The organism is Myceligenerans indicum, assembly GCF_016742955.1.
Taxonomy (GTDB): Bacteria; Actinomycetota; Actinomycetes; order Actinomycetales; family Cellulomonadaceae; genus Myceligenerans; species Myceligenerans indicum.
Window position 1 is genome coordinate 1 of record NZ_JABBYC010000005.1, and the last position, 22,086, is coordinate 22,086.

At 72.5% G+C, this 22,086-nt stretch carries 20 protein-coding genes; 11 read left to right on the top strand and 9 right to left on the bottom strand.

Annotated features, from left to right (window positions below; genetic code table 11):
- Positions 1 to 93 precede the first annotated feature (93 nt).
- Both HGK34_RS04970 and HGK34_RS04975 read right to left on the bottom strand, forming a co-directional pair.
- Positions 94 to 477, bottom strand: coding sequence for a YciI family protein (locus HGK34_RS04970; protein ID WP_201845480.1), 384 nt, complete (start codon positions 475 to 477; stop codon positions 94 to 96).
- Positions 478 to 572: 95 nt separating this feature from the next.
- Complete coding sequence (locus HGK34_RS04975) at positions 573 to 3,053, bottom strand: DNA gyrase/topoisomerase IV subunit A (protein ID WP_201845481.1); 2,481 nt, start codon at positions 3,051 to 3,053, stop codon at positions 573 to 575.
- A gap of 121 nt (positions 3,054 to 3,174) precedes the next feature.
- Here HGK34_RS04975 and HGK34_RS04980 point away from each other — a divergent pair, with 121 nt between their 5' ends.
- From HGK34_RS04980 to HGK34_RS04985, 3 genes are all read left to right on the top strand, one after another.
- A complete protein-coding gene (locus HGK34_RS04980) occupies positions 3,175 to 6,222 on the top strand; it encodes a GNAT family N-acetyltransferase (protein WP_307815769.1) in 3,048 nt (1,015 codons plus the stop codon).
- Positions 6,223 to 6,229: 7 nt separating this feature from the next.
- Entirely contained in the window at positions 6,230 to 6,352 is a 123-nt protein-coding gene (locus HGK34_RS23135; RefSeq protein ID WP_280517849.1) for a hypothetical protein, read from the top strand.
- Positions 6,353 to 6,717: 365 nt separating this feature from the next.
- Positions 6,718 to 7,377, top strand: coding sequence for an alpha/beta fold hydrolase (locus HGK34_RS04985; RefSeq protein ID WP_244666431.1), 660 nt, complete (start codon positions 6,718 to 6,720; stop codon positions 7,375 to 7,377).
- Between the two features lie 164 nt (positions 7,378 to 7,541).
- On the opposite strand, the gene HGK34_RS23455 is transcribed toward HGK34_RS04985, so the two are convergent.
- The 4 genes from HGK34_RS23455 to sepH form a co-directional block, all read right to left on the bottom strand.
- Positions 7,542 to 8,390, bottom strand: a complete 849-nt coding sequence (locus HGK34_RS23455; RefSeq protein WP_307815772.1) for a thymidine kinase — start codon at positions 8,388 to 8,390, stop codon at positions 7,542 to 7,544.
- 19 nt (positions 8,391 to 8,409) lie between these two features.
- Positions 8,410 to 9,726 carry an alkaline phosphatase family protein gene (locus HGK34_RS05000; protein ID WP_307815774.1) on the bottom strand — a complete coding sequence of 439 codons (1,317 nt, stop codon included), beginning with the start codon at positions 9,724 to 9,726 and terminating at the stop codon, positions 8,410 to 8,412.
- A complete protein-coding gene (locus tag HGK34_RS05005) occupies positions 9,723 to 10,307 on the bottom strand; it encodes a DUF5998 family protein (protein WP_372433071.1) in 585 nt (194 codons plus the stop codon). Before HGK34_RS05005 ends, HGK34_RS05000 begins: the two co-directional genes overlap by 4 nt.
- Positions 10,308 to 10,519: 212 nt before the next feature.
- Positions 10,520 to 11,998 carry a septation protein SepH gene (sepH, locus tag HGK34_RS05010; RefSeq protein WP_201845482.1) on the bottom strand — a complete coding sequence of 493 codons (1,479 nt, stop codon included), beginning with the start codon at positions 11,996 to 11,998 and terminating at the stop codon, positions 10,520 to 10,522.
- 199 nt (positions 11,999 to 12,197) lie between these two features.
- On the opposite strand from sepH, the gene HGK34_RS05015 reads away from it, so the two are divergent.
- Complete coding sequence (locus HGK34_RS05015) at positions 12,198 to 13,058, top strand: inositol monophosphatase family protein (RefSeq protein ID WP_201845483.1); 861 nt, start codon at positions 12,198 to 12,200, stop codon at positions 13,056 to 13,058.
- 323 nt (positions 13,059 to 13,381) lie between these two features.
- Positions 13,382 to 13,684 (top strand): DUF4193 domain-containing protein, encoded by a 303-nt coding sequence (locus HGK34_RS05020; protein ID WP_123814110.1) that lies wholly within the window; start codon positions 13,382 to 13,384, stop codon positions 13,682 to 13,684.
- A gap of 139 nt (positions 13,685 to 13,823) precedes the next feature.
- Here the strand turns inward: HGK34_RS05020 and HGK34_RS05025 are convergent, their stop codons facing one another.
- On the bottom strand, positions 13,824 to 14,285 hold the full coding sequence (locus HGK34_RS05025; protein WP_201845484.1) for a DUF3093 domain-containing protein: 462 nt from the start codon (positions 14,283 to 14,285) through the stop codon (positions 13,824 to 13,826).
- Between the two features lie 70 nt (positions 14,286 to 14,355).
- On the opposite strand from HGK34_RS05025, the gene dut reads away from it, so the two are divergent.
- From dut to HGK34_RS05045, 4 genes are all read left to right on the top strand, one after another.
- On the top strand, positions 14,356 to 14,799 hold the full coding sequence (dut, locus tag HGK34_RS05030) for a dUTP diphosphatase (RefSeq protein ID WP_372433075.1): 444 nt from the start codon (positions 14,356 to 14,358) through the stop codon (positions 14,797 to 14,799).
- 185 nt (positions 14,800 to 14,984) lie between these two features.
- On the top strand, positions 14,985 to 15,716 hold the full coding sequence (locus HGK34_RS05035; protein ID WP_201845486.1) for a DUF3710 domain-containing protein: 732 nt from the start codon (positions 14,985 to 14,987) through the stop codon (positions 15,714 to 15,716).
- Between the two features lie 10 nt (positions 15,717 to 15,726).
- Positions 15,727 to 16,095, top strand: a complete 369-nt coding sequence (locus HGK34_RS05040; RefSeq protein WP_201845487.1) for an OB-fold nucleic acid binding domain-containing protein — start codon at positions 15,727 to 15,729, stop codon at positions 16,093 to 16,095.
- A gap of 147 nt (positions 16,096 to 16,242) precedes the next feature.
- Positions 16,243 to 17,112 carry a DUF3159 domain-containing protein gene (locus tag HGK34_RS05045; protein ID WP_201845488.1) on the top strand — a complete coding sequence of 290 codons (870 nt, stop codon included), beginning with the start codon at positions 16,243 to 16,245 and terminating at the stop codon, positions 17,110 to 17,112.
- On the opposite strand, the gene HGK34_RS05050 is transcribed toward HGK34_RS05045, so the two are convergent.
- Positions 17,054 to 17,719: a potassium channel family protein gene (locus HGK34_RS05050; protein ID WP_201845489.1), complete on the bottom strand. Its 666-nt coding sequence runs from the start codon at positions 17,717 to 17,719 to the stop codon at positions 17,054 to 17,056. The genes HGK34_RS05045 and HGK34_RS05050 overlap by 59 nt on opposite strands.
- A complete protein-coding gene (locus HGK34_RS05055) occupies positions 17,719 to 18,372 on the bottom strand; it encodes a potassium channel family protein (RefSeq protein WP_201845608.1) in 654 nt (217 codons plus the stop codon). Before HGK34_RS05055 ends, HGK34_RS05050 begins: the two co-directional genes overlap by 1 nt.
- A gap of 56 nt (positions 18,373 to 18,428) precedes the next feature.
- On the opposite strand from HGK34_RS05055, the gene HGK34_RS05060 reads away from it, so the two are divergent.
- Positions 18,429 to 20,432 carry an APC family permease gene (locus HGK34_RS05060; protein WP_201845490.1) on the top strand — a complete coding sequence of 668 codons (2,004 nt, stop codon included), beginning with the start codon at positions 18,429 to 18,431 and terminating at the stop codon, positions 20,430 to 20,432.
- 148 nt (positions 20,433 to 20,580) lie between these two features.
- Complete coding sequence (locus tag HGK34_RS05065; protein ID WP_201845491.1) at positions 20,581 to 22,059, top strand: class I SAM-dependent RNA methyltransferase; 1,479 nt, start codon at positions 20,581 to 20,583, stop codon at positions 22,057 to 22,059.
- Positions 22,060 to 22,086 lie beyond the last annotated feature (27 nt).

Sequence of the window (22,086 nt, forward strand, 5' to 3'; positions counted from 1 at the left end):
TCGTGGAGTGGCGCAAGGTCATGAACTTCGGTGACTGAGACGCCGGCCGGGCGGGTGGGCGCCGTCACCGGACACGCCCGCCCGGCCGGCGTCTCAGTCACCGAAGTTCATGACCTTGCGCCACTCCACGACGTGGTTGCTCGGCACGAGCGCCGCGATCCTGCGCGCGGACTCCTCGTCGCACTCCACGGCGTAGAACCCGGTGATGACCTCGCTCGAGTCGGCGAACGGGGCGTCGGTCCAGACCGGATCCGCCCCGTCCTTGCCGACGGTCACCCACCCGCCGTACTTCGAGTTCTGCAGTGCCTTGCCGTCGACGATCTTCGCGTCCAGTTCGGCGACCGCGTCCTGGAACCGCGCATGCGCGGCCATCTGCCCGGAGACGTCCTGACGGGCACGCCCGCCCATGTTCTCCGGGAGGAAGGAGTCCGAGTCCCAGTCGGGCTCACGGATCAGGAACACCCAGGTGTCAGTCATGTCGAGCTCCTCGTGCGTCGTGGTGAATGCTGACACGTCCTGGACGGGCGAGCACCCGCAGAATCGACAGCCGCACGAGAATCAGCCGGAAGTCGTCAGCCCACCACCGTGACCGGGGTCTCCAGCGGCGTGCCCGAGCCGTCCCGGCGCTCGTCCGTCTCCGGCAGCTCCACGGGCTGCCCGCCCGCACCGAGCGCGCGGGCCGGGGCCGCGCCCACCCAGGCGAGCGTGAGACCGTCGAACCCCTTGAGGAACCGCTGGGAGCGGACACCGCCGGTGGCGCGCCCCTTGCCGGGGTAGAGCTCGAACGGCGTCACCTTGCCCATACCGGCTTCCATGTCCGGCAGTGCCTCGTCCGAGGTCGTGATCGTCACCACCGATGCCTCCGCACCGGCCGGCACCGCGCCGAAGAAGACGACCCGCTGGTCCGCCGCGAGCTTGATCCCCGCGACACCGCCACCGGACCTGCCCTGCGGCCGGACCGTGGCGGCGGGGAAGTGCAGCAGCGAGGAGTCGGAGGACACGAACACCAGCTCGTCGTCGTCGGTCACGAGGGCCGCGCCGACCACCTCGTCGCCGTCCTTGAGACCGATCACGGTCCAGTCGTCGCCGTTCTTCGGTACGTCGGTGCTGGTGACCCGCTTGACCACGCCTGCCGCCGTGCCGAGCGCGAGGGTCGGGGCGCCCTCGCCGATGGCCAGCAGACCCAGCACCGTCTCGTTCGCGGCCAGGTCCACGAGCTCCGACAGCGGCAGCCCGCCGGACAGCGACGGCGCACCGTCGGTCGTCGGCAGCGTCGGCAGCTCGACCACGGGCACCCGCAGCGCCCGGCCGCGGGACGTGACCAGGGCGATCTCGCCGCGCGTGGTGGCCGCGCAGTCGGCGCGCAGCGCGTCGTGCGCGGCGCGGTTGCCCGTCCGTGACACCGGTGCCGCATCGGCCAGCCTGGCCAGCAGGCCCGTCGCCGAGAGCACGACGCGGGTGGGGGAGTCGGCGATCTGCAGGTTCAGGTCGTCCAGCACGCCCTTCTTCCTGCCGCGCGCGGCCGGAGCGGCGGAGCCGACGCTGCCGCCCTCGGCGTCCAGCAGGATGGTGCGCCGGGGCGTGCCGTAGGTCTTGGCGACCTCGCCCATCTCCTTCGACACGAGACGGCGCAGCACCTTCTCCGAGCCGAGGATCTCCTCCAGCTTCGCGATCTCCAGCCGCAGCTCCTCCTGCTCCTTCTCCAGCTCGATCCGCGAGAACTTCGTCAGGCGGCGCAGCTGGAGATCGAGGATGTAGGAGGCCTGGGCCTCGGACAGGTCGAACACGCCCATCAGGCGTTCGCGGGCCACGCCCGCGTCGTCGGACGAGCGGATCACCTGGATCACCTCGTCGATGTCGAGGATCGCCACCAGCAGGCCCTCGACCAGGTGCAGCCGCTCCTGCCGCTTGCGCAGGCGGAACTGCGAACGGCGTCGGACCACGTCGATACGGTGGTTCACCCACACGCTCAGGAGGTCCAGCAGGCCCAGCGTGCACGGCTGGCCGTCCACCAGCGTCACGTTGTTGATGCCGAACGTGTCCTCCAGCGGCGTCGTGCGGTACAGCTGCTCCAGCACCGCCTCCGGGTCGAAGCCGGCCTTCACCTCGACGACCAGCCGCAGCCCGTGGTTGCGGTCCGTGAGGTCCTGCACGGCGGTGACGCCCTGGATCTTCTTGTTCTTGACGCCGTCGGCGACCTTCTCGATCACCTTTTCCGGACCCACCGAGTACGGCAGTTCCGTGACCACGATGCCGCGCCGCCGCGGGGTGACGTTCTCGATGCGCGCGGTCGCCCGGGTGCGGAACGTTCCCCGGCCCGTGCGGTAGGCGTCGCGCACGCCCTCCAGGCCGACGATCTTGCCCCCGCCGGGCAGGTCGGGGCCCGGCACGAAGCGCTGCACGTCCTCCAGGGTGGCGTCCGGGTGCTTCAGGAGGTGCTGCGCGGCGGCCACCACCTCGACGAGGTTGTGCGGCGGCATGTTCGTCGCCATTCCGACCGCGATCCCGGAGGCTCCGTTGACCAGCAGGTTGGGGATCGCCGACGGGAGCACGTCCGGCTGGGTGAGCTTGTTGTCGTAGTTGGGCACGAAGTCGACGACGTCCTCGTCGAGGTCCGACGTCATCGCCACCGCCGACGCCGCGGGCCGTGCCTCCGTGTACCGGGGGGCCGCCGGGCCGTCGTCGAGCGAACCGAAGTTCCCGTGCCCGTCCACCAGCGGCAGGCGCAGGGAGAAGTCCTGGGCGAGACGCACCAGCGCGTCGTAGATCGCCGTGTCGCCGTGCGGGTGGAGCTTGCCCATCACCTCGCCCACCACGCGTGAGGACTTCACGTGCGCGCGGTCGGGGCGCAGCCCCATGTCCGACATCATGTAGAGGATGCGGCGCTGGACCGGCTTGAGGCCGTCGCGTGCGTCCGGGAGTGCGCGGCTGTAGATCACGGAGTACGCGTACTCGAGGTACGAGGACTCCATCTCCGCCGAGACGTCGATGTCGACGATCGTCTCGTGGATCTCGCTCTCGTCGAGCGGGGCGGACGACGGCTTGCGGGCCATTTCTCTTCGGGCTCCTGCGTGAGAAGGGCGGAAAGGGGGCGTCGTGCCTGCGGACCGGGTCCGGGCGTGCGACAGGGCAAACCTACACGTGTTCGACGCGGACCTTGGTTAGCCTTGCCGTGTGAGCGAAGACGCCGCAGGCGTGGCACGGCACGACGTCCGGTACCCGGTGGAGTGGGAGGCCGACGTCGTGCTCCGCGACGGCACCACCACCCACCTGCGTCCCATCCGGCCCGACGACGCCGATGCCCTCCAGCGATTCCACATGGCCCAGTCCGAGCGCTCGGTGTACTACCGCTTCTTCGCCGCGCTCAACCGGATCCCGGAGCGGATGCTGCGACAGTTCGTCACGGTGGACCACGTCGACCGGACCGCACTGGTCGCGGTGCGCCCCGCGTCCGGGAGCCGCGCCGACGGGGCGCCCGAGGGTGCGGGTGAGGAGATCCTCGGCGTCGCCCGGTTCGACGTCGTCCCCGGGCCCGGGCCCCGCACCGCCGAGGTCGCCTTCAACATCGCCGACACGATGCAGGGCCGCGGCCTCGGTTCCGTGCTTCTGGAGCACGTGGCGGACGCCGCCCGTGAACGGGGCATCCACCGCTTCGTCGCGGAGGTCCTGCCCCAGAACCGCGCCATGCTCGGCGTGTTCCGAGAGGCCGGCTACGCCATCGAGCAGCACCTGGACGACGGCTTCGTGCACGTGGGTATCGACCTCGACCCCACCGACCGCTCCCGGGAGGTCATGGCCGACCGCGAGCACCGCGCCGAGTCCGTCTCGATGGCGGGCCTGCTCGGCGCTCGCCGGGTCCTGCTCGTCGGCCCGGCCCCCATCGGGGACGACGACGGCCGGGCTGATCCACCCCACTCGCTGGAGGCCCTGCAGGCGGCCCGGGTCGTCGCGTCGCACCGCGCCGAACCCGGCGACACCGAGCTGACGGTGCTGGGTGTGGCGCCGGAGACCGCAGGCGAGGACGAGCCGGACGTGACGTCCGGTCCGGCCGTGATGCCGGGGCCGTCGGGCGGGCGGTCCGGGGCGCCGGGGCCGGAGGTGGCCGCGGCGCCGGAGACGGACGCCGCGGCGGACGCGCGATCCACGGCTCCCTCCTTCGTGACCGGCTGGGACGACGTGGGTGAGATCGATCTCCTGCTCGTGGCCGCGCCGCCCGACCGGGCGATCGAGGCGGTGCGCCGTGCGGCCGCCCACGGGGCTCGGGGCGTCGTGGTGTTCTCGGGCGGGTACGCGGAGACCGGGCAGGCCGGCCTGGCACGGCAGCGCGAGCTGGTGCGCGTGGCGCACTCGGCGGGGATGCGGGTCGTCGGGCCGGCGTCGTACGGGCTGGTCACCAACGGCCCCGGCGGGCGGCTGCGCGCCTCGCTCGCGGAACACCCGCCGCCCGACGGCGTGGTCGGGCTGTTCTGCCAGTCCGCGCCCGCCGCGGTCACACTGGCGAGGACGGTGACCGGGCGAGGCCTGGGAGTGTCGTCGCTGGTGTCGGCGGGACACCGGGCGGACGTGTCGGGCAACGACCTGATGCAGTACTGGCAGGACGACCCGGCCACCGGCGTCGTCTGCCTCTACCTGGAGACCCTGGGCAACCCGCGCAAGTTCTCGCGGATCGCGCGCCGACTGGCGGCACGCAAGCCGGTGGTCGTGGTGGTCGCGGGGCGGTCGGGCCACGTCGTGCCGCCCGGGCACGCGGTGCGGACCACGCGTGCGCCCCGCCGGATGCTGGACGAGGTGCTGACCCAGTCCGGCGTGATCCGCGCGGAGAACACCCACCAGCTCATGGATGTCGCGCAGGTCGCGGCGCACCAGCCCCTCCCGCACGGGCGGCGGGTGGGCATCCTGGCGGGCTCGCCGACGCTCCTGACCCTGGTGTCGGAGGCGTGCGGTGCGGCCGGGCTGGACGTGGGCCACGCGGTGGCGCTCCAGCCGGGGGCTTCCGACCGGGACGTCGCGCACGCCGTCGAGAGCCTGTACGCACCGGAAGCCTGTGACGCCGTCGTCGTGGTGGACGTTCCCGTCGTCGTGCCGAGGTCCGACGGGATCGCGCGCGCCGTGGCGGCCGCGGCGGCCCGGACGGGGCGCACCACGGTGGCGAGCATGCTCGGGCTGCACGGGATGCCGGACGTGCTGCGCTCGGGCGAGGTGCGCGTCCCGGCCTTCTCCACACCCGAGGACGCGGTGTGGGCGCTGGGCGCCGTCGTCAGGTATGCGCGCTGGCGCAAGCAGGACCACGGGGAGCCGGTGCGGCCCGAAGGCGTGGACCGCGCCCGCGCGCGGGAGCTCGTGGAGAGCGTGCTCGACGAGGGCGTGTCCGGCGGCGCGAACGGGGCGGGGGCCGGTGGGGCGGGCAACGGTGGGGCTGGCAACGGTGGGGCGGGGGAGAACGGTCCGGACGGTTCAGGGTCCGGAGTGTCCGGGATCCCTGGCCGCGCCGTGCCGGCCGGGTCCGGTGGGTCCGGGACGCCCGTGGGAGCCGTTCCGCTGGACGACGTCCGTGCCGCCGAACTGCTGGCCTGCTACGGAATCCGTCTGTGGACGGCTCGCACGGTGACCTCGCCGGACGAGGCGGTGGCAGCGGCCCGCGAGGTGGGCTGGCCGGTGGCGCTGAAGATCGCGACTCCCGTCCTGCGGCACCGCGCGGACCTGGGCGGGGTGAAGCTGGACATCGCGGAGGAGTCCGAGCTCCGGGCCGACGCCGCACGGATGCAGGCGGCCGCCGCGTCGCTGGTACCCGCCGTCGAGCCGGTGCTCGAGATCCAGGCGATGGCACCGCCAGGAGTGGCGTGCGTGATCCGGAGCCGGGAGGACGACCTGTTCGGTCCGGTCGTGTCGTTCGGACTCGCCGGCGACGCCACCGACCTGCTGGACGACGTGTCCCACGGCGTGCCGCCGCTGACCGACGTCGACGTGGCGCGGATGGTGCGCGGCGTGCGGACCGCACCACGGCTGTTCGGCTACCAGGGGACTCCGGCGTCGGACGTCGCCGCGCTGGAGGACGTGCTGGCACGGGTGTCGGTCATGGCCGACGACCTGCCCGAGCTCGCGTCGCTGGAGCTGTACCCGGTGACGGTCGCGGAACGTGGTGCGTCGGTCCTCCACGCGACCATCCGCCTGCACGCGGCCACCCGGCGCACCGATCCACTGCGCAGAGCGCTTCCGGCGTAGCGTGCTGGTGCTGGTGCTGGTGCTGGTGCTGGTGCTGGTGCTGGTGCCGGTGCGGGTGCCGGTGCCGACTGCCGGGTGCCGGGTGGGTGCCGACTGCCGGGTGCCGACTGCCGGCTGCCGGCTGAGCTGAGCGGGAGACCTCGGACGGCGCGGCCTGAAGTGCTGTGCGCAGTCAGGTGCGGTGCTTTCCGTGGTCGCTTTCTGTGGTCGGGGGTTTGGCGCGTGGTCGGTCAATCACTTGACCGACCACGCGCCAAACCCCCGACCACAGAAAGCGACCACGGCTTGTGACCACGGCTTGTGACCACGGCTTGTGACCACGGCTTGTGACCACGGCTTGTGACCACGGCGTGTGACGACGGCGTGTGACGACGGCGTGTGACGACGGCGTGTGACGACGGCGTGTGACGACGGCGTGTGACGACGGCGTGTGACGACGGCGTGTGACGACGGCGTGTGACGACGGCGTGTGACGACGGCCTCTACGATTCCGGGATGAGCGATGGACTGTCAGGCAAGGGCGGCCTGCCCGCCGTGACGGCGCGACGGACGGATCCGATGACGGCCGTCGGCATGCCGCTGGACCGGTCCGGCCCGGTGGCGCAGACCGCTGCCCGCGATCACGGATCGGCGGAGCCGCGACACGCCGTGATCTTCCACGGGACGGGGGCGCCGCCGTCGGTGCTCTGGTACCGCTGGCTCGGCGACCGGCTCGCGGCCCGCGGCTACGACGTCGAGGTGCCGCACCATCCGGGGATCAACATCGAACCGGTGGCGGACATGCTCCCGGGTGTCCTGGCAGCGCACACCTTCGGTCCCGGCACCGTGCTGGTGGGCCATTCCGGCGGCGCCGCGCTCCTGCTCGCGCTCCTGGAGAAGCTGGAGCGGCCGGTGGCCCAGGCCGTGCTGGTGGCCGGCTACTGCACGCGGCCCAACGAGTCCGAGGAGCCCGTCCTCCAGGAGTCCTACGACTGGTCCGCGATCCGCGCGGGTGTCCGCGACCTGGTCCTCGTCAACTCGGTGACGGACCCCTACGGCTGCGACGCTGCGCAGGGCCGGGCCATGTTCGACCGCCTCGGCGGGACACAGGTGATCCGTGACGACGGCCATTTCGAGACGGACACCCTGGAGATCGTGGACCGGCTCATTCCGTGAGTCGGCTCTTCCTGCCGGGCACCGTTCAAGAATTGGCCGCCTCCTGTGTCGGACGACGATCTGTCCGTCACCGCGAGAAAGGCTTTGGTCCGGAAAGGGGATTCCGGTCAGTTCCAGGCCGGTCAGTCCTGGCCGGTCAGTCCAGCCCGATCAGTCCAGCCCGGTCAGTTCCAGAGGGAGTCGGACGCCGTGCTGTGGCGGCGCGCCGTCGCCGCCGTCATCCGGCGCATGTGATGACGCCGGCAAAGTACCTCGTAGGCCACGACGGCCGCAGGCCCGGTGCTGCCACCATGCGGCGCGCCGTTGCCGCCGTCCATCCGGCCGCCAGAGGCTTCGTCGGCCATGGTCCCGCTACCCGCCGTGCTGTCACCCGTCCGGCCGGCACCCCGTCCGTGGCCGTCCGCCCCGCCGTCATCCGTGTTGCCGGCGCCCGTTGCGCCGTTGGTCCCGCGGCCGTCAGCATCCCCGTCCGTCCCGCCGTCGTCCGCCGTGTCCCCGATGACGACCTGGTCGCCCTCGGTCACCATGACGCCGTCGACCGTCCGCGCGTTGTGCGTGGCGCGCGCGCCGCACCAGCACAGGGACTGCACCTGCAGCACCTCGATCCGGTCGGCGAGCTCGAACAGGCGTGCCGACCCGGGGAACAGGCGGGTGCGGAAGTCGGTCGTGATGCCGAACGCGAACACGTCGATCTCGGTCTCGTCGACGAGCCGTGCCAGTTGTTCCACCTGGTACGGCGAGTAGAACTGCGCCTCGTCGCACACCAGGTGGTCGACGGCGCGGCCGGCGCGGCGCTCGGCGCCGACCTCTGCCCAGAAATCGGTGTGGTCGAACACCTCGCGTGCGTTCACCTCCAGCCCGAGCCGGCTCGACAGCCGTGCCGCACCCGCGCGGTCTCCCCGGGTGAAGATGAGGCCGCGTCGCCCGCGGGCCGTGTAGTTGTGGTCGGTCTGCAGGGCCAGGGTGGACTTTCCGGAGTCCATGGTTCCGGTGAAGAAGACGAGCTCGGCCACGATGCTCCTCGGGCGTTGGTCAGGCCACCGCGACGAGCAGCGGCACGTGCATCTCGTACGGGGTCAGGGAGCCGTGCACGCCAGGCATGGCGCGGGCCTCGGGGGAGTGCAGGCGCGAGTCGACGACGGTGGCGGCGCCGGTGCCGTCCTCGCCCCCGGTCGTGGCGACGACGACGTCGCCCATGACCTCGCGCACATGCTCGGGGGAACGGGAGCCCGGACCCGTCGCAGGACCGAACCATCCCGCACGGAGCACGTCGTCGCGCAGGCCGACGACGGCGTCCGTGCCCAGGCGATCGGACCACCGTGCCGCGACCTCGGCAGGGTCCGTGCCCTCCTGTGTGTAGACATGCAGCGCGCGCGGTTCCCCGCCCAGCAGTGCGACGCCGTCGGACAGTGCGGGGTCGCCGGCGACGTCGTGCTGCCGGGCAGGCGTCGTCGTGACCTGCCCGTGGTCCGCCGTCACCAGGACGAGCGTGCCGCGTGGGACGCCGCGCAGCAGGCGGCGCAGCTCACGGTCGGTGTCCTCCAGGGCGTGGCCCCAGTGCGGGGAGGTCCAGCCGTGGCGGTGCCCGGCCTTGTCGACCGCGCCCTGGTACAGGTAGACAAGCCGGTGCTCCGCACCGTCCCGTGCGCGCAGCGCCGCGATCGTCGCATCGACGGCATCGCCGAAGTCGTTGCCTGTCACCACGTACCGCGGTCCCCGCAGTGCCGCCGTTGTCATGCCCGAATCGGCGTACTTCGCGGGACCCGGAGCGCTCACCCCGACACCGCGGGCCACGAGCGACTCCAGCACGGTGGGCTCGCGCTGCAGGTCGCGCGGGGCGACGGTGAGCGGCTGCGACATCTTCGCCCCGCGGCGGTACGGATCCGACTGCTCCTGCCAGGACACGAGAGTGGCCAGGCCGCCGGTGGCCGGGTTGCGCTGGGTGTAGCCGAGCAGCCCGGTCAGGCTCGGGCTGGTGCCCGTGCCGAGGGTGCCCAGCGCGGCCGCCGTCGTGCTCGGGAAGCTGGAGGTGAGGGTGCGGGCCCCGGCCAGGAGACCGCGCATCGTGGGCGCGTGCCCGCCACGATCCGCGAGGTTGCGCGCGCCGAGGCCGTCCACGACGACGACGACGCACCGGGTGGCCGAACCGAATCCGCCGGTGAACGACTCGGCCGCGGCGCGTGAGTCGATCCCGGTGGCGGTGGTGAGCTCGTGCCCGAGTGCGCCCGCGGCGGCGGGCATGACGGCCGCGAGACCGTCCAGGCCGTAGGACGGCGCCACCAGGCCGGCGGGCAGGCCGATGTCGCCGTCCGGGACCGGCAGCCCGGACGCCTCGGTCTGCGGCCTCACGCGGCGGTGGCCCGAGACAGGGCTTCGGCGAACTCGGTGGCGGCGCGGACGGCGTCGGTCCCCTCGGCAGCCGACGACACGCGCACGACGACGTCGTCCGGCAGGGACTGGCCCGTGAGCCCGTGGTCCGCCGTGCAGTTCGGGTCGCCACAGGTGGCAGGCTCGAGGTCGATGCGGTGGGCGCCACCCCAGCCGATCGCGAGGTTCAGTTCGAGAGGCGTCGCGCCGTGCGGGTGCTTCTCCGGCTCGCCGATGATGTGCGTCAGCCCCACCGAACGCACCTCCTTCAGCGCGACCGACTCCGTGGTGGCCGCGGCCTGGCCGGGGCGGCCGTCGCCCTCGTCGGCCGGCTGGTCGTCGACGTGCGCGGTGATCAGGCGGGTCGGCGTCAGGACCAGGACGGTCAGGTGCCGGCGCACCTCGGAGTCGAACGTGGTCTCCGCCTGCACCAGGTGCGCCAACACGTCCTCACCGGCGAGGGCAACCTCGAGCAGGTCGGAGACCAGCTGCGGGTAGTACCCGGCACGGTGCAATCGGGCGTTCAAGGTCTTGCGCATCTCGGCGGCGGGGGCGGTAGGCACCAGGTGATTGTCCCACCGATGGGGACGTGAGGGCCAGTTCATGACCGTGCCCTGTGTATGACCTTCCTACGGGCTGACGACCGTCCGGACACGACGAGTCGCCGCGACCGTCCGGACAAGGGCGCGTGGCCGCAACCGTCGGGACTCGCCGAGCCCTCGGGATGCGTCACGCCACCAGGTCCCGGGTGGACGTCGTCGCCGCCGGGCCCCGGTCAGCCCTCGGGACGCGAGCCGAAGACGATCTCGTCCCAGCTCGGGACCTGAGCGCGGCCCCTGCGGGCCGAACGGCGTCGTGAGGCGGGCTTCGCCTTCTCCGGGCCCGCATGGTCGGCGGTCCGGTCGGCGGACCTCCGGCCCGTGTCGCGCTCCGCCGCCGACTCGGCCTCCCGCGCGGCGCGGGCCGCCGTGGCCGTGTCGGACGCCGTGGTGTCGGACGCTCTCGTGCCGGACACCTTCGTGCCGGACACCTTCGTGCCGGACGCCTTCGTGCCGGACGCCTTCGTGCCGGACACCGGGGATGCCGCGCCGTCCGCCCCGCCCTGCTGCGCGCCGTCCGCGCCCGGTTTGGTCCGTGCCGTCGCGCCGGTCGCGGGCCGGAGCGCCTTGGGGACGGCACCAGTGAGGGGGCCTCCGGTCCGGAGCGCGGCGGTGCGTGGCCGCCGTTCCTCGTCCGTGTCCGGTCCGGGGATCTCCCACTGGCTCGGGCCGTCCCACTCGATCTGTGACCCGGCGGAGGGCTCGTCCGGTGCGCCGGCGCCGGACGCGGGTCCCGTACCGGAATCGGTGTGCTTCCCGCGCCGGGCCCCGAGGTCGACGACGGCGGCAGGTGCCGGATCCGGTTCCGTGGGATCGTCACCGGCCGCGGGCCGCTCCTTCGGGCCTGACGCCCGGCGTTCCCCGGCGGCACGTGCGGCGGGGCCGGGGCGCCGCCGAGGCGAGAGGTCGTCCAGGTCCAGCTCGCCGGCGTCGACGTCCGAGGGACTCGTGCTGCGCTGCGGGCGCTGGCCGCGTCGCTCGGACAGGCCGTCGAGGAGCAGGTCGGTCTCGTCGTCGACGACGGCGGCCCGTCCGTACCCGCGGGTGGGCGGCAGCGTCGTGACGGTTCGCGAGACGGGGCCGCCGTCGTCCTCGGGCCGGGCGAGCCACCGGGCCTCGTCGTCGAGCGCGATCACGGCGCCACCGCGCGGGTCGAACGACCAGCGCGCCATCCGTTCACCCGCGTCCACCGTGAACGCGAGCGTGACGACCCAGGGAGCGATGCCCTCACGGGTGGCGGTCCAGCGGACGGTGGCGGGGTTGCTGTCGCGGTCGCGCAGGCGCTTGTCGGCGAGGTCGCCGATGGTCGCGGTGCCGCCGTCCTCCGACATCACGGCCTTCGCGCGGACCCGCCCCACGGCGTGCTCACGTTCCGAGATCACCGGGTACTCGAACCGGCGGATCTGCTCGGCGGGCATCCCGGACTCGGCGGCGAGGCCTTCGGCGGTCGCGCCCGCGCGCAGCCTGGCCTGGATGTCCCGTGGGCGCATGGCCAGCTCCTCATCGGCACGGATCGACTCCATGCGCGGACGGTCGCCGCGCACGGCGGCACGCAGGGCGTCCGTGATGGGCAGCAGGTGCTCGGCGCCGTCAGGACCGGTGACGACCAGGCGGTCACCATCCTCGTGCAGCCGTACGAGCTCGAGCTCGTCCATCTTTACCTCCGCATGGGCTCGCGTGCACCTGCGAGACTGCCATCATCCGCGCCGTACGACCAACAGGCACGCCGGGACCGAGTCGTCCCAACTGCTGGTCATTCCTTGGACGACTGACCACGTTCGAGATCTCATACCACGGTTCGCCTGGTCTTGCCGGGTGAACATCGAAATTTACGGGCACGACAATTCCGGCAGGATGGCGAGTGTGAGCGAAACCTCTCTTCCCCCCGTTCCCCCCGGTGCCGATATCGATGTGGCGGGGCTTCGAGATCTCGCGGAGCGCCTGGCCGTCACGGCCGGTGCGCTCGTGCGTGACGGACGCCCGGCAAAGGTCGAGGTCGCCGCGACGAAATCCACGGGAACGGACCCGGTCACCGAGATGGACCGCGCCTCGGAGGACCTGTTGCGCCGCATCCTCGCCGAGGAGCGGCCCGACGACGCCATCCTCGGCGAGGAGGGTGACGACGTGGCCGGCACGAGCGGGCTCACCTGGGTCGTCGACCCGATCGACGGCACCGTCAACTACCTGTACGGGGTCGCGGGCTGGGCGGTGTCCGTCGCGGTCGTCGCGGGCCCGCCGGACCCTGCCGAGTGGACCATCCTGGCCGGTGCCGTCCACTCCGTGCCCGACAACCGCACCTGGTCGGCGGGCCTCGGCGAGGGCGCCACGCGCGACGGGCTTCCGATCCGCGTGTCCCGCCCGGCGGCGCTGGGGGAGTGCCTGGTCGGTACCGGCTTCGGGTACGACGCCGATCGCCGGGCCTCCCAGGCTGCCGTGCTGACCCACGTCCTGCCGCAGGTGCGCGACATCCGGCGGCTGGGCTCGGCCGCCATCGACCTGTGCCTGCTGGCGCAGGGTTCGATCGACCTCTACTACGAGCGCGGCCTGAACCCGTGGGACATGGCGGCGGGCGCGCTCGTGGCGGCCGAGGCCGGTGCCGTCGTGACGGGGCTGCGGGGGCGTGCGGCCACCGGCGAGATGCTGGTGGCGGGGGGTGCCGAGTTCGTGGCGCCGCTGGTGAAGATTCTCGAGGCGTCCAACGCGGACCAAGGGTAGAAAAGGGTTTTCCGTCTCACGGTCCCGGGATCTCGGTCTCCCGGGGCCGTGTGCTTCGCCGACTCGCAATCGCGTCGCAAGTGTGTCACGTTGTGAAACACCTGTGCCCGAAGCCTGTTCACTGAATGTGGATCCAGTAGATCGACGGCCTGGTCAGACAGGCTGTCGGCGCTGGTCACCGCAGACGTGACGCGGTTAACACCGATACGTGTCGCGCGGCGCGAAAAAATGGTGCAGAATCCGTTCGCCCGATCGGGAACAAAACCCGGCCGCCACGCATTATCAGCTCAACCCCCATCGACGGAACATCCACGGAGACGCACATGGCAACTGACTACGACGCACCTCGCAAGACCGACGAGGACGTCGAGCAGGACTCGATCCAGGAGCTGCAGGCTCGGCGCCAGGACAAGTCGTCCGGCGTCGTGGACGAGGACGAGACCGAAGCGGCAGAGGGGTTCGAGCTTCCGGGCGCGGACCTCTCCGGTGAGGAGCTCGCCGTTCGCGTGCTGCCCCGCCAGGCCGACGAGTTCACCTGCTCGAGCTGCTTCCTCGTGCACCACCGCAGCCAGCTCGCGGCCGAGAACGGCGGCCAGCCCATCTGCACGGAGTGCGCCGCTGCCTGACCCAGCGCGCGCCGCGAGCAACCCTCGCGCGTATCGACACCAGGCTGCCACGGGATCGTGGCAGCCTTTGTCGTGTGTTGGCTCCCGGGCGGCCGGGATGTGGCGGTACCCGGTGCGAGGCCGTCGTCGCCCGCGGGGATCAGGCCTCGCTGTGGCGCGGTGACAGCGCCGCGACCAGCGCGTCCGGGTCCCGGGTCGAGACGAGCCAGTACGGCGTGGGGTCCCGCGGGTCGGCGAGGGAGATGCGGACTCCCGTGCGGGCCCATGCCCGCAGGCACACGTAGGCCCGCGCGTTCAGGCCCGGACCGAGCTCCCAGCGCATGGCCGTCGCGTCGAGCGGGACGGCCTCGCCGAGCTGGGACAACGGGATGCTGGCCCGTCCCGCCTGCAGCACCCCGGCACTGACCTGCACCACGGGCGACGTGGTCGCCAGCGCGATCGCCCCGATCGCGCAGACCAGGATCCCGGTGGCTATCCCCAGCGGCGGGTTGAGCGGCCACGGGACGATCCCCCCGATCACGCCCAGCCCCGCGACGCCGAGCCAGCCGCCCGGTCCGGGCAGCAGGCGCTCGTGGAAGTCGAGGGTGGCGCGGGAGGTCATGAAGGACATCATCCCGTACCCTCACAGCGTGCCTCACGACGACACCACCGATCCCAGCACCACCGTGGACGTGCTGATCCAGCTTCTCGACGACGGCGTCCCCGTCCCCGCGTACGCCCACCCGGGAGACGCCGGCGCAGATCTGGTGACCACACAGGACGTGGAACTGCCGCCCGGAGGCCGGGCGATGGTTCCGACGGGGGTCTCCATCGCGCTGCCGGACGGCTACGCCGCGTTCGTGCACCCCCGTTCCGGCCTCGCGGCCCGGCACGGCGTGACGATCGTCAACGCGCCGGGCACCGTCGACGCCGGCTACCGCGGCGAGATCAAGGTGACGCTGCTCAACACCGACCCTCGCGAGGCGGTGAAGCTCGCGCGCGGCGATCGTGTGGCTCAGCTCGTGATCCAGAAGGTGGAGCGGGCGCGGTTCCTGCGAGCCGAGACCCTTCCGGGCAGTGCGCGGGGCGCCGACGGCTTCGGATCCAGCGGCGGCTGGGCCGCGGCACGCTCCTGACCGTCCGTGAGGCCCGTGACCGGTCCTGGGCGGCCCGGAGAGCTGCCCGGGGCCTGTTGAGCCGTCCCGGCTCGTCCCGCCCTTCACCGAGGGGCAGGGACCGTTCACCCGGCGTTCAGCGAGCGGGACTAAAGTAGACCGTCGGGTGCGAAGCCCGCGCCCGCCCGAGAGGAGATGGTGGCCAAGTGGGTCTGTTCCGACGTGGAGCGAAGGCGACGACGCCCGAACCGGAGCCGCAGGCTCCCCAGCAGGCGTCGTCGGCCCCGGCGCAGGGCCCGTTCGACCGTTCCGACGTGGACAAGCCCGGACCGCGCGTCGACCTGGGCGCGATCTGGCTCCCGGTGCTGCCCGGGCTCGAACTGCGCATGGAGATCGAGAAGAAGACGCAGAAGGTCACGGGCGTCACCGCCGCCCTCGGCGGATCCAGCCTGCAGCTCCAGGCGTTCGCGGCGCCGAAGTCCTCCGGGATCTGGGACGAGATCCGCACGGAGATCGCCGACTCGGTGGCGCGCCAGGGCGGCTCGGTCGACGACGTGCCCGGTGTCTTCGGCCGTGAGCTGCTGGTGCACATGCCGGCCACGGCGCCGGACGGTTCGCCCCGTACGCGGCCTGCGCGGTTCATCGGCTTCGACGGTCCGCGCTGGTTCGTGCGCGGGGTTCTCGCCGGCAAGGCGGCCCTCGACAAGGAGGCCGCTCGCCCCCTGGAGTCGGTGTTCGCCAACGTCGTGGTCGTGCGTGACGAGAGCCCGCGGCCGCCGCGCGACCTGCTCACGCTGACCCTGCCGCGGCAGAAGAGCGCGACCGCCGCCGAGGGAGCCGTGGCGGAGGGCGCGTCCGCCGCGCCGGCGGGTACCCGGCCCGACGCCCCGGACTTCAACCCGCTGCGGCGCGGCCCCGAGATCACCCAGATCGGCTGAGCGAGGCACCATGGGACTGCGATCGGCGTTTCGCGGGGTTCTCGCCTCGAACGACGAGCGTGAGGCGGTCCGGGAGCGGGAGGCGGCGGCGCGCAGCGCCGGCTGCATCGCCGTCGACCGGCTGGAGCCGCGCCGGCGCGGCACGGTCACGGGCATCCTGCGCTCGGTCGTGCTGCGGCCGCGCGAGGGCGTGCCCACCGTGGAGGCCGAGCTGTACGACGGGTCCGGCACCCTCGACCTGGTCTGGCTCGGCCGCCGGTCGATCACGGGCATCGAGCCCGGACGTCGCCTGCGTGTCGAGGGCATGGTGTGCGACGTCCACGGCCGCCGCACCATCTACAACCCGCGCTACGAGCTCCGGGCGCGCCCGGGCGAGTGACAGGGTGACCACGCACGCCTGCCCGGCAGAACAGGCTCCACGGGCCGGGAACACCGCCGACAAGCAGCCCAATGCTATCCACGCGGCGTTCCGCGCGCAGCATCCGGCGATGTCCCCCGATCGCCGTCGGCACGGCAGAATGTCCGCATGACGTACCGCACCGATCCTCGTTCCTCAGCCGAGCACGACCAGCCCTCGTCGGCGACGTCGCCGACGTCTCCGGCCCGTGGCCTGGCCGCCGTGACAGGGGACGACTTCTCGCCCCTGGCGGCCGTCGGCGGAGTGCGCGGCATGGTCGAGTCCGTCGCGCCAGGCGTGGTGTTCGTCGCGCTCTTCGTGCTGCTGCAGGACCTCATGGTCCCGCTGGTCGCGTCGGTCGCCGTCGCGGTTGTCGCGACCGTCGCACGGCTGGTGCAGCGCGCCCCCCTGACCACAGCGCTGGGTGGTCTCGCCGGTGTGCTGATCGGTGCGGTCTGGGCGTGGCGCACCGGCGACGCGGAGAACGTGTTCGTCTGGGCGCTGTGGACCAACGCCGCCTATCTCGTGGTGATGCTGGCCTCGATCGTCGTGCGCTGGCCCGTGATCGGGCTGTTCGTGGAGGCGCTGGTCTCGGGGCTCACCCCGGACCAGGTGCGCCGCGAGGGGAGCACCGGGCCGGAGTCGCCGGAGGACGCACCCGACCGGCGCAGCACCGCCGTCGTGCATGCCGACGACGCCGGCGCCGACCAGGAGGACGAGGAGCCGAACCCGCTCACCGCCCTGACGGCGTGGCGCGAGGACCCGGCGAAGGTGCGCGCCTACACCGTCGCCACGTGGCTCTGGGTCGGGATGTTCGCGCTGCGGCTCGCGGTGAAGACACCGCTCTACTTCGCCGGAACCGTCGCGTGGCTGGGCACCTTCCACCTGCTGCTGGGCCTGCCCCTGTTTGCGCTGGTCCTGTTCGGCTGCTGGGTCGTGATCAGGCCTGTCCTGTCAGAAGGCGCTGCAGCTTCGCCCGGTCGACGCCGGAGCCGGTGACGATCAGCAGCTCGTCGTGCCCTTCGAGGGTGTCGTCGCCGCTGGGGACCACGGGACGGCCGTCGCGCACGATCGTGGACAGCGCGGTGTTCTCCGGCCAGTCGATCTGACCGACGCGGGTTCCGATCAGCGGCGAGTCGTCCGGGAGCGTGAGCTCCAGAATGTCCGAGCCGGACTGGTGGAAGCTGAAGATCGGCACGAGATCGCCCACCGCGACGGCCTCCTCGACCATCGCCGTCATGATGCGCGGCGTGGAGACGGCCACGTCCACGCCCCACGAGCCGTCGAACATCCACTCGTTCTTGGGGTTGTTCACGCGCGCCACCGTGCGTGGCACGCCGAACTCGGTCTTGCACAGCAGCGAGAACACCAGGTTCACCTTGTCGTCGCCGGTGGCCCCGACCACGACGTCGGCGGTCTCGACGTCGGCGTCGTGGAGGCTGGACAGCTCGCAGGCGTCGGCAAGCAGCCAGTCGGCCTCGGGGACCTGGGCGACGCGCATGGCCAGGGGGCTGCGGTCCACGAGCATGACCTCGTGGTCGTGGCTGAGCAGTTCGCGGGCGATGGAACGGCCCACCGACCCGGCTCCGGCGATGACGACCCGCATCACTCGTCCTCCTCCCTCGGCGCGGACGTGAGCACACGCTCGACGGCCGCCGTGGCGTCGACCTGCATGGCCATGTGCAGCACGTCGTTCTCCTGCAGCACCATGTCCTCGGTGGGCAGCAGACCCTCGGCGAACCGTGAGACGAACGCCACCCGCGCGCCCGTGGCGCGCTCGATGCCCCGCAGGGGCGAGCCGACCCAGCCGGCGTGGTAGTCCAGCTGCGCGATCCGTACCTTGCCCGACGGGTCGCGGTACTCGTCCGTGGACCCCAGGGGAAGGATGCGGCGCAGCACCTGGTCCGCGGTCCAGCGGACGGTGGCGACCGTGGGGATGCCGAGCCGCTGGTAGATCTCGGCCCGCTGGGGGTCGTAGATGCGTGCGACGACGTTGTCCACGCCGTACGTCTCGCGCACGACACGCGCGGACAGGATGTTGGAGTTGTCACCGTCCGACACGGCCGCGAAGCCGAACGCCTCCTCGATCCCGGCCTGGACCAGGGTGTCCCGGTCGAAGCCGACGCCGGTGACCTTCTTGCCGGCGAAGTTCGAGGGCAGACGGCGAAAAGCGTCGGTGTTCTGGTCGACGACGGCCACCGAGTGCCCGCGCTCGGAGATGTTCTGCGCGAGTGTGGCCCCGACACGGCCACAGCCCATGATCACGAAGTGCACGATGGGAACGCTACCCGCCTTTGGGCATAGCATCATCCAACGTGCCGGAAATTATCGACGCGACCAAGCGCCTGTTGGTCGGCCGCCCCATGCGGAGCGACAACCTGGGCCGCACTCTGCTGCCCAAACGGCTGGCGCTGCCGGTGTTCTCCTCGGACGCGCTCAGCTCGATGGCTTACGCGCCGGACGAGATCCTGCTCATGCTCGCGGTGGCGGGCGTCTCGGCGGCCGCGATCTCCCCGTGGGTCGGTGTCGCCGTCGGCGTGATGCTGCTCGTGGTGGTGGCCTCCTACCGGCAGAACGTGCGCGCGTACCCGTCGGGCGGCGGCGACTACGAGATCGTCACGACGAACCTCGGCCCGTCGGCGGGTCTCGGCGTCGCGTCGGCCCTGCTGGTCGACTACGTGCTCACCGTCGCCGTGTCCGTCTCCTCGGGCGCCCAGTACGCGGCCAGTGCCCTGCCGGCGCTGCGCGGCTACGAGGTCCTGGTCGCGGTAGGCATCGTCGTCTTCCTCGCGCTGCTGAACCTGCGCGGCGTGCGGGAGTCGAGCCGGGTCCTCGCGGTCCCGACGTACTGCTTCATGGCGGTCATGGGCGCGATGGCCGTTGTCGGCGCGATCCGCTACTACACCGGCACGCTGCCGGCGTCCGAGAGCGCCGAGTTCGAGATCGTGCCCGCGGCGGGCATGGACCAGGGGCTCGTCGGCCTGGGAGGCGCGTTCCTCGTGGCGCGAGCCTTCGCCTCCGGCTCCGTCGCGCTGACCGGTGTCGAGGCCATCAGCAACGGCGTGCCCGCCTTCCGCAAGCCCAAGGGGCGCAACGCCGCGAACACCCTGGCGCTGCTCGGACTGATCTCCGCCGCCACTCTCATGATGCTCGTCGTGCTCGCCCAGGCCACCGGTGTCCGGTACGCCGAGGACCCGCACACCCAGCTCACCCTGGACGGCGCGCCCCTGCCCGCCGACTACGTCCAGCACCCGGTGATCAGCCAACTCGCCGAAGCGGTCTTCTCCGGAGCACCGTTCGTGTTCTACGTGGTCGTGGGGGTGACAGGGCTGGTCCTGCTGCTTGCCGCGAACACCGCGTTCGCCGGGTTCCCGGTGCTCGGTTCGATCCTCGGCCGTGACGGCTACCTGCCCCGCCAGCTCCACACGCGGGGGGACCGGCTGGCGTTCTCCAACGGGATCCTCACCCTCGGCGCCGGCGCGGTCGTCCTGGTCGTTCTCTTCGAGGGGCATGTCACCTCACTCATCCAGCTCTACATCGTGGGTGTGTTCCTCTCGTTCACGCTGTCCCAGCTCGGGATGGTGCGGCACTGGAGCCGCGAGCTGCGCACCGAGGTGCGTCCCGAGACCAGGTCGCGCATGAAGCGGTCGCGGTTCATCAACACCGTCGGCTTCGTCGCCACGGCGGGCGTCCTGGTGATCGTGCTCGTCACGAAGTTCACGCACGGCGCGTGGATCACGCTCCTGGCCATCGTGGCGCTGTTCGTCATCATGCGCGGGATCCGCAAGCACTACGACCGCGTGAGCGAGGAACTCGCCCTCTCCGGGGACGACGACGAAGCCCGCGCCCTGCCCAGCCGCGTGCACGCCATCGTGCTGGTCTCCAAGGTGCACAAGCCCACCCTGCGTGCCCTGGCCTACGCCCGCGCCTCGCGGCCCCAGACGCTGGAGGCCGTCACCGTCGGCGTGGACCGGGAGAACATCCCCGGCCTCACCCGCGAGTGGGAGGCTCTCGACCTGCCGGTCCCGCTACGGATCCTCGACTCCCCGTTCCGCGAGATCACCAAGCCCGTGCTGAAGTACGTGCGGTCGGTGCGCCGCGAGTCCCCGCGTGACCTCGTGGTCGTGTACATCCCCGAGTACGTCGTGGGGCGCTGGTGGGAGCAGCTCCTGCACAACCAGTCCGCGCTGCGCCTCAAGGGGCGCCTGCTGTTCACTCCCGGGGTCGTCGTGGCGTCCGTGCCGTGGCAGCTGGAGTCGTCGGCGGGGCAGACCGGCCTGGAGGGCGTCGACGCCCACCGCCGGAGGCAGGTTCCGTGACCGCCGGCCCGCCGACCGCCGGGCCGCCGACCGCCGGGCCGACATGCCTGCCCGGAGCGGGTGGTGCGCGGGAGGCGGGTCACATGACCGTGCGGTCGTCACATTCCGGCGTCGATGGTATCGACGCCCGTCGCAGGAGGCAGATGCCATGACCACCCGACCGTCCCGTCCCCGCATCGGTCGGGGCGCCCGCCCCGGCCGTCCGCCCCGAGCGCGCGAGCCGCGCGTCAGCGACGTGCCCGGAGCCGGGCAGATCCTGGAGCTGGAGATCGGGCCGGTAGCGCACGGCGGCCACTGCGTGGCCCGGCACGAGGGCCGCGTGGTGTTCGTGCGCCACACCCTTCCCGGTGAGCGCGTGCGCGCCCGCGTCACCAGCACCGGATCCCGCTACTGGCGGGCCGACGCCGTCGAGATCCTCGATCCCTCGCCCGACCGGGTGCCCGCGGCCTGGCCGGCCGCCGGGCCGGGGGGCGTGGGCGGTGGCGAGCTCTCCCATGTGGCCCTGCCCGCGCAGCGCCGGTGGAAGGCCGACGTCGTGGCCGACCAGCTGCGCCGCATCGCCCGGTACGACGGCCCCCTGCTCGACGGCCTCACCGTCGAGGCCGCCCCCGGTGACGACGCCGCCGGAGGCCTGGCCTACCGCACCCGGATCGACCTCGTGGCCGACGACGACGGCCACCTCGGCATGCACCGGTTCCGCTCCCACGACGTCGTCGCGCTCGACCCCCTGCCCGACGGGATGCCGCTCGCGACGGACGAGGTCGCCGAGCTCGCCGCCGCGGAGGCGGTGTTCACGAGGCGCTGGCGGCCGGGCACGCGGGTCGAGCTCGTCGCCCCTGCCGGTGCCGAGGGTGGCGAGCCGCTCGTGCTGGCCGACGGTGAGCCCTGGCATCGCGGGCGGGCCGACACCCGGCCGAACGCGCGCCGGGCCGTCAAGGAGACCGTCGTCGCGCGGCTTCCCGGGGCCGACGAGCCGAGCACGTTCGCCTACCGCGTCGGTGCGAGCGGGTTCTGGCAGGTGCACCGCGCCGCGCCGGGGCTGCTCGTCCAGGCGGTGCTCGACGCCGCCGGCCCGGTGGCGGGGGCGACCGTCCTGGACCTGTACTCCGGGGCGGGGCTGTTCACGCTGCCGCTGGCCGCGGCGGTGGGGGAGACCGGTACGGTCGTCGCGGTCGAGGGCGACGCCGGCGCCGTGCGCGACGCCCGCCGCAACGCTCACGGGCTGAACCAGGTCCGCCTGTTCGCCGGGGACGTGGCCGAGGTCCTGGCCGGGTCGGGGCCGGAAGCCGGGCGCGCCGGGCGTGCCGGGACACCGGCGCCCGGTGGCGGGGAGCAGGCGGGTTCCGGCGACGCCGTGGAGCCGCGCCCTGACGGCGGTACGGTCCCTGGGAAGGTCGACGTCGTCGTGCTCGATCCGCCGCGGGCCGGTGCGAAGCGCGAGGTCACGGCAGCGGTTGTCGACCTGGACCCGGCGCGGGTGGTGTACGTGGCGTGCGATCCGGCGGCACTCGCCCGGGACGTCGGCTACTTCGGCCAGGCGGGCTACCGCCTGACGTCCCTGCGCGCGTTCGACCTCTTCCCGCACAGTCACCATGTCGAGGCGGTCGCGGTGCTGGAGCGGGGCTGAGCCAGGCCATTCCGCCCGGCCCTTCCG

Excerpts from the sequence above, each read along its gene's own strand:
- HGK34_RS04970 (WP_201845480.1), bottom strand. The coding sequence starts at position 477 with ATGACTGACACCTGGGTGTTCCTGATCCGTGAGCCCGACTGGGACTCG.
- HGK34_RS04975 (WP_201845481.1), bottom strand. The coding sequence starts at position 3,053 with ATGGCCCGCAAGCCGTCGTCCGCCCCGCTCGACGAGAGCGAGATCCAC.
- HGK34_RS04985 (WP_244666431.1), top strand. The coding sequence starts at position 6,718 with ATGAGCGATGGACTGTCAGGCAAGGGCGGCCTGCCCGCCGTGACGGCG.
- sepH (WP_201845482.1), bottom strand. The coding sequence starts at position 11,998 with ATGGACGAGCTCGAGCTCGTACGGCTGCACGAGGATGGTGACCGCCTG.
- HGK34_RS05015 (WP_201845483.1), top strand. The coding sequence starts at position 12,198 with ATGGCGAGTGTGAGCGAAACCTCTCTTCCCCCCGTTCCCCCCGGTGCC.
- HGK34_RS05020 (WP_123814110.1), top strand. The coding sequence starts at position 13,382 with ATGGCAACTGACTACGACGCACCTCGCAAGACCGACGAGGACGTCGAG.
- HGK34_RS05025 (WP_201845484.1), bottom strand. The coding sequence starts at position 14,285 with ATGACCTCCCGCGCCACCCTCGACTTCCACGAGCGCCTGCTGCCCGGA.
- HGK34_RS05040 (WP_201845487.1), top strand. The coding sequence starts at position 15,727 with ATGGGACTGCGATCGGCGTTTCGCGGGGTTCTCGCCTCGAACGACGAG.
- HGK34_RS05045 (WP_201845488.1), top strand. The coding sequence starts at position 16,243 with ATGACGTACCGCACCGATCCTCGTTCCTCAGCCGAGCACGACCAGCCC.
- HGK34_RS05050 (WP_201845489.1), bottom strand. The coding sequence starts at position 17,719 with ATGCGGGTCGTCATCGCCGGAGCCGGGTCGGTGGGCCGTTCCATCGCC.
- HGK34_RS05055 (WP_201845608.1), bottom strand. The coding sequence starts at position 18,372 with ATGGGCTGTGGCCGTGTCGGGGCCACACTCGCGCAGAACATCTCCGAG.
- HGK34_RS05065 (WP_201845491.1), top strand. The coding sequence starts at position 20,581 with ATGACCACCCGACCGTCCCGTCCCCGCATCGGTCGGGGCGCCCGCCCC.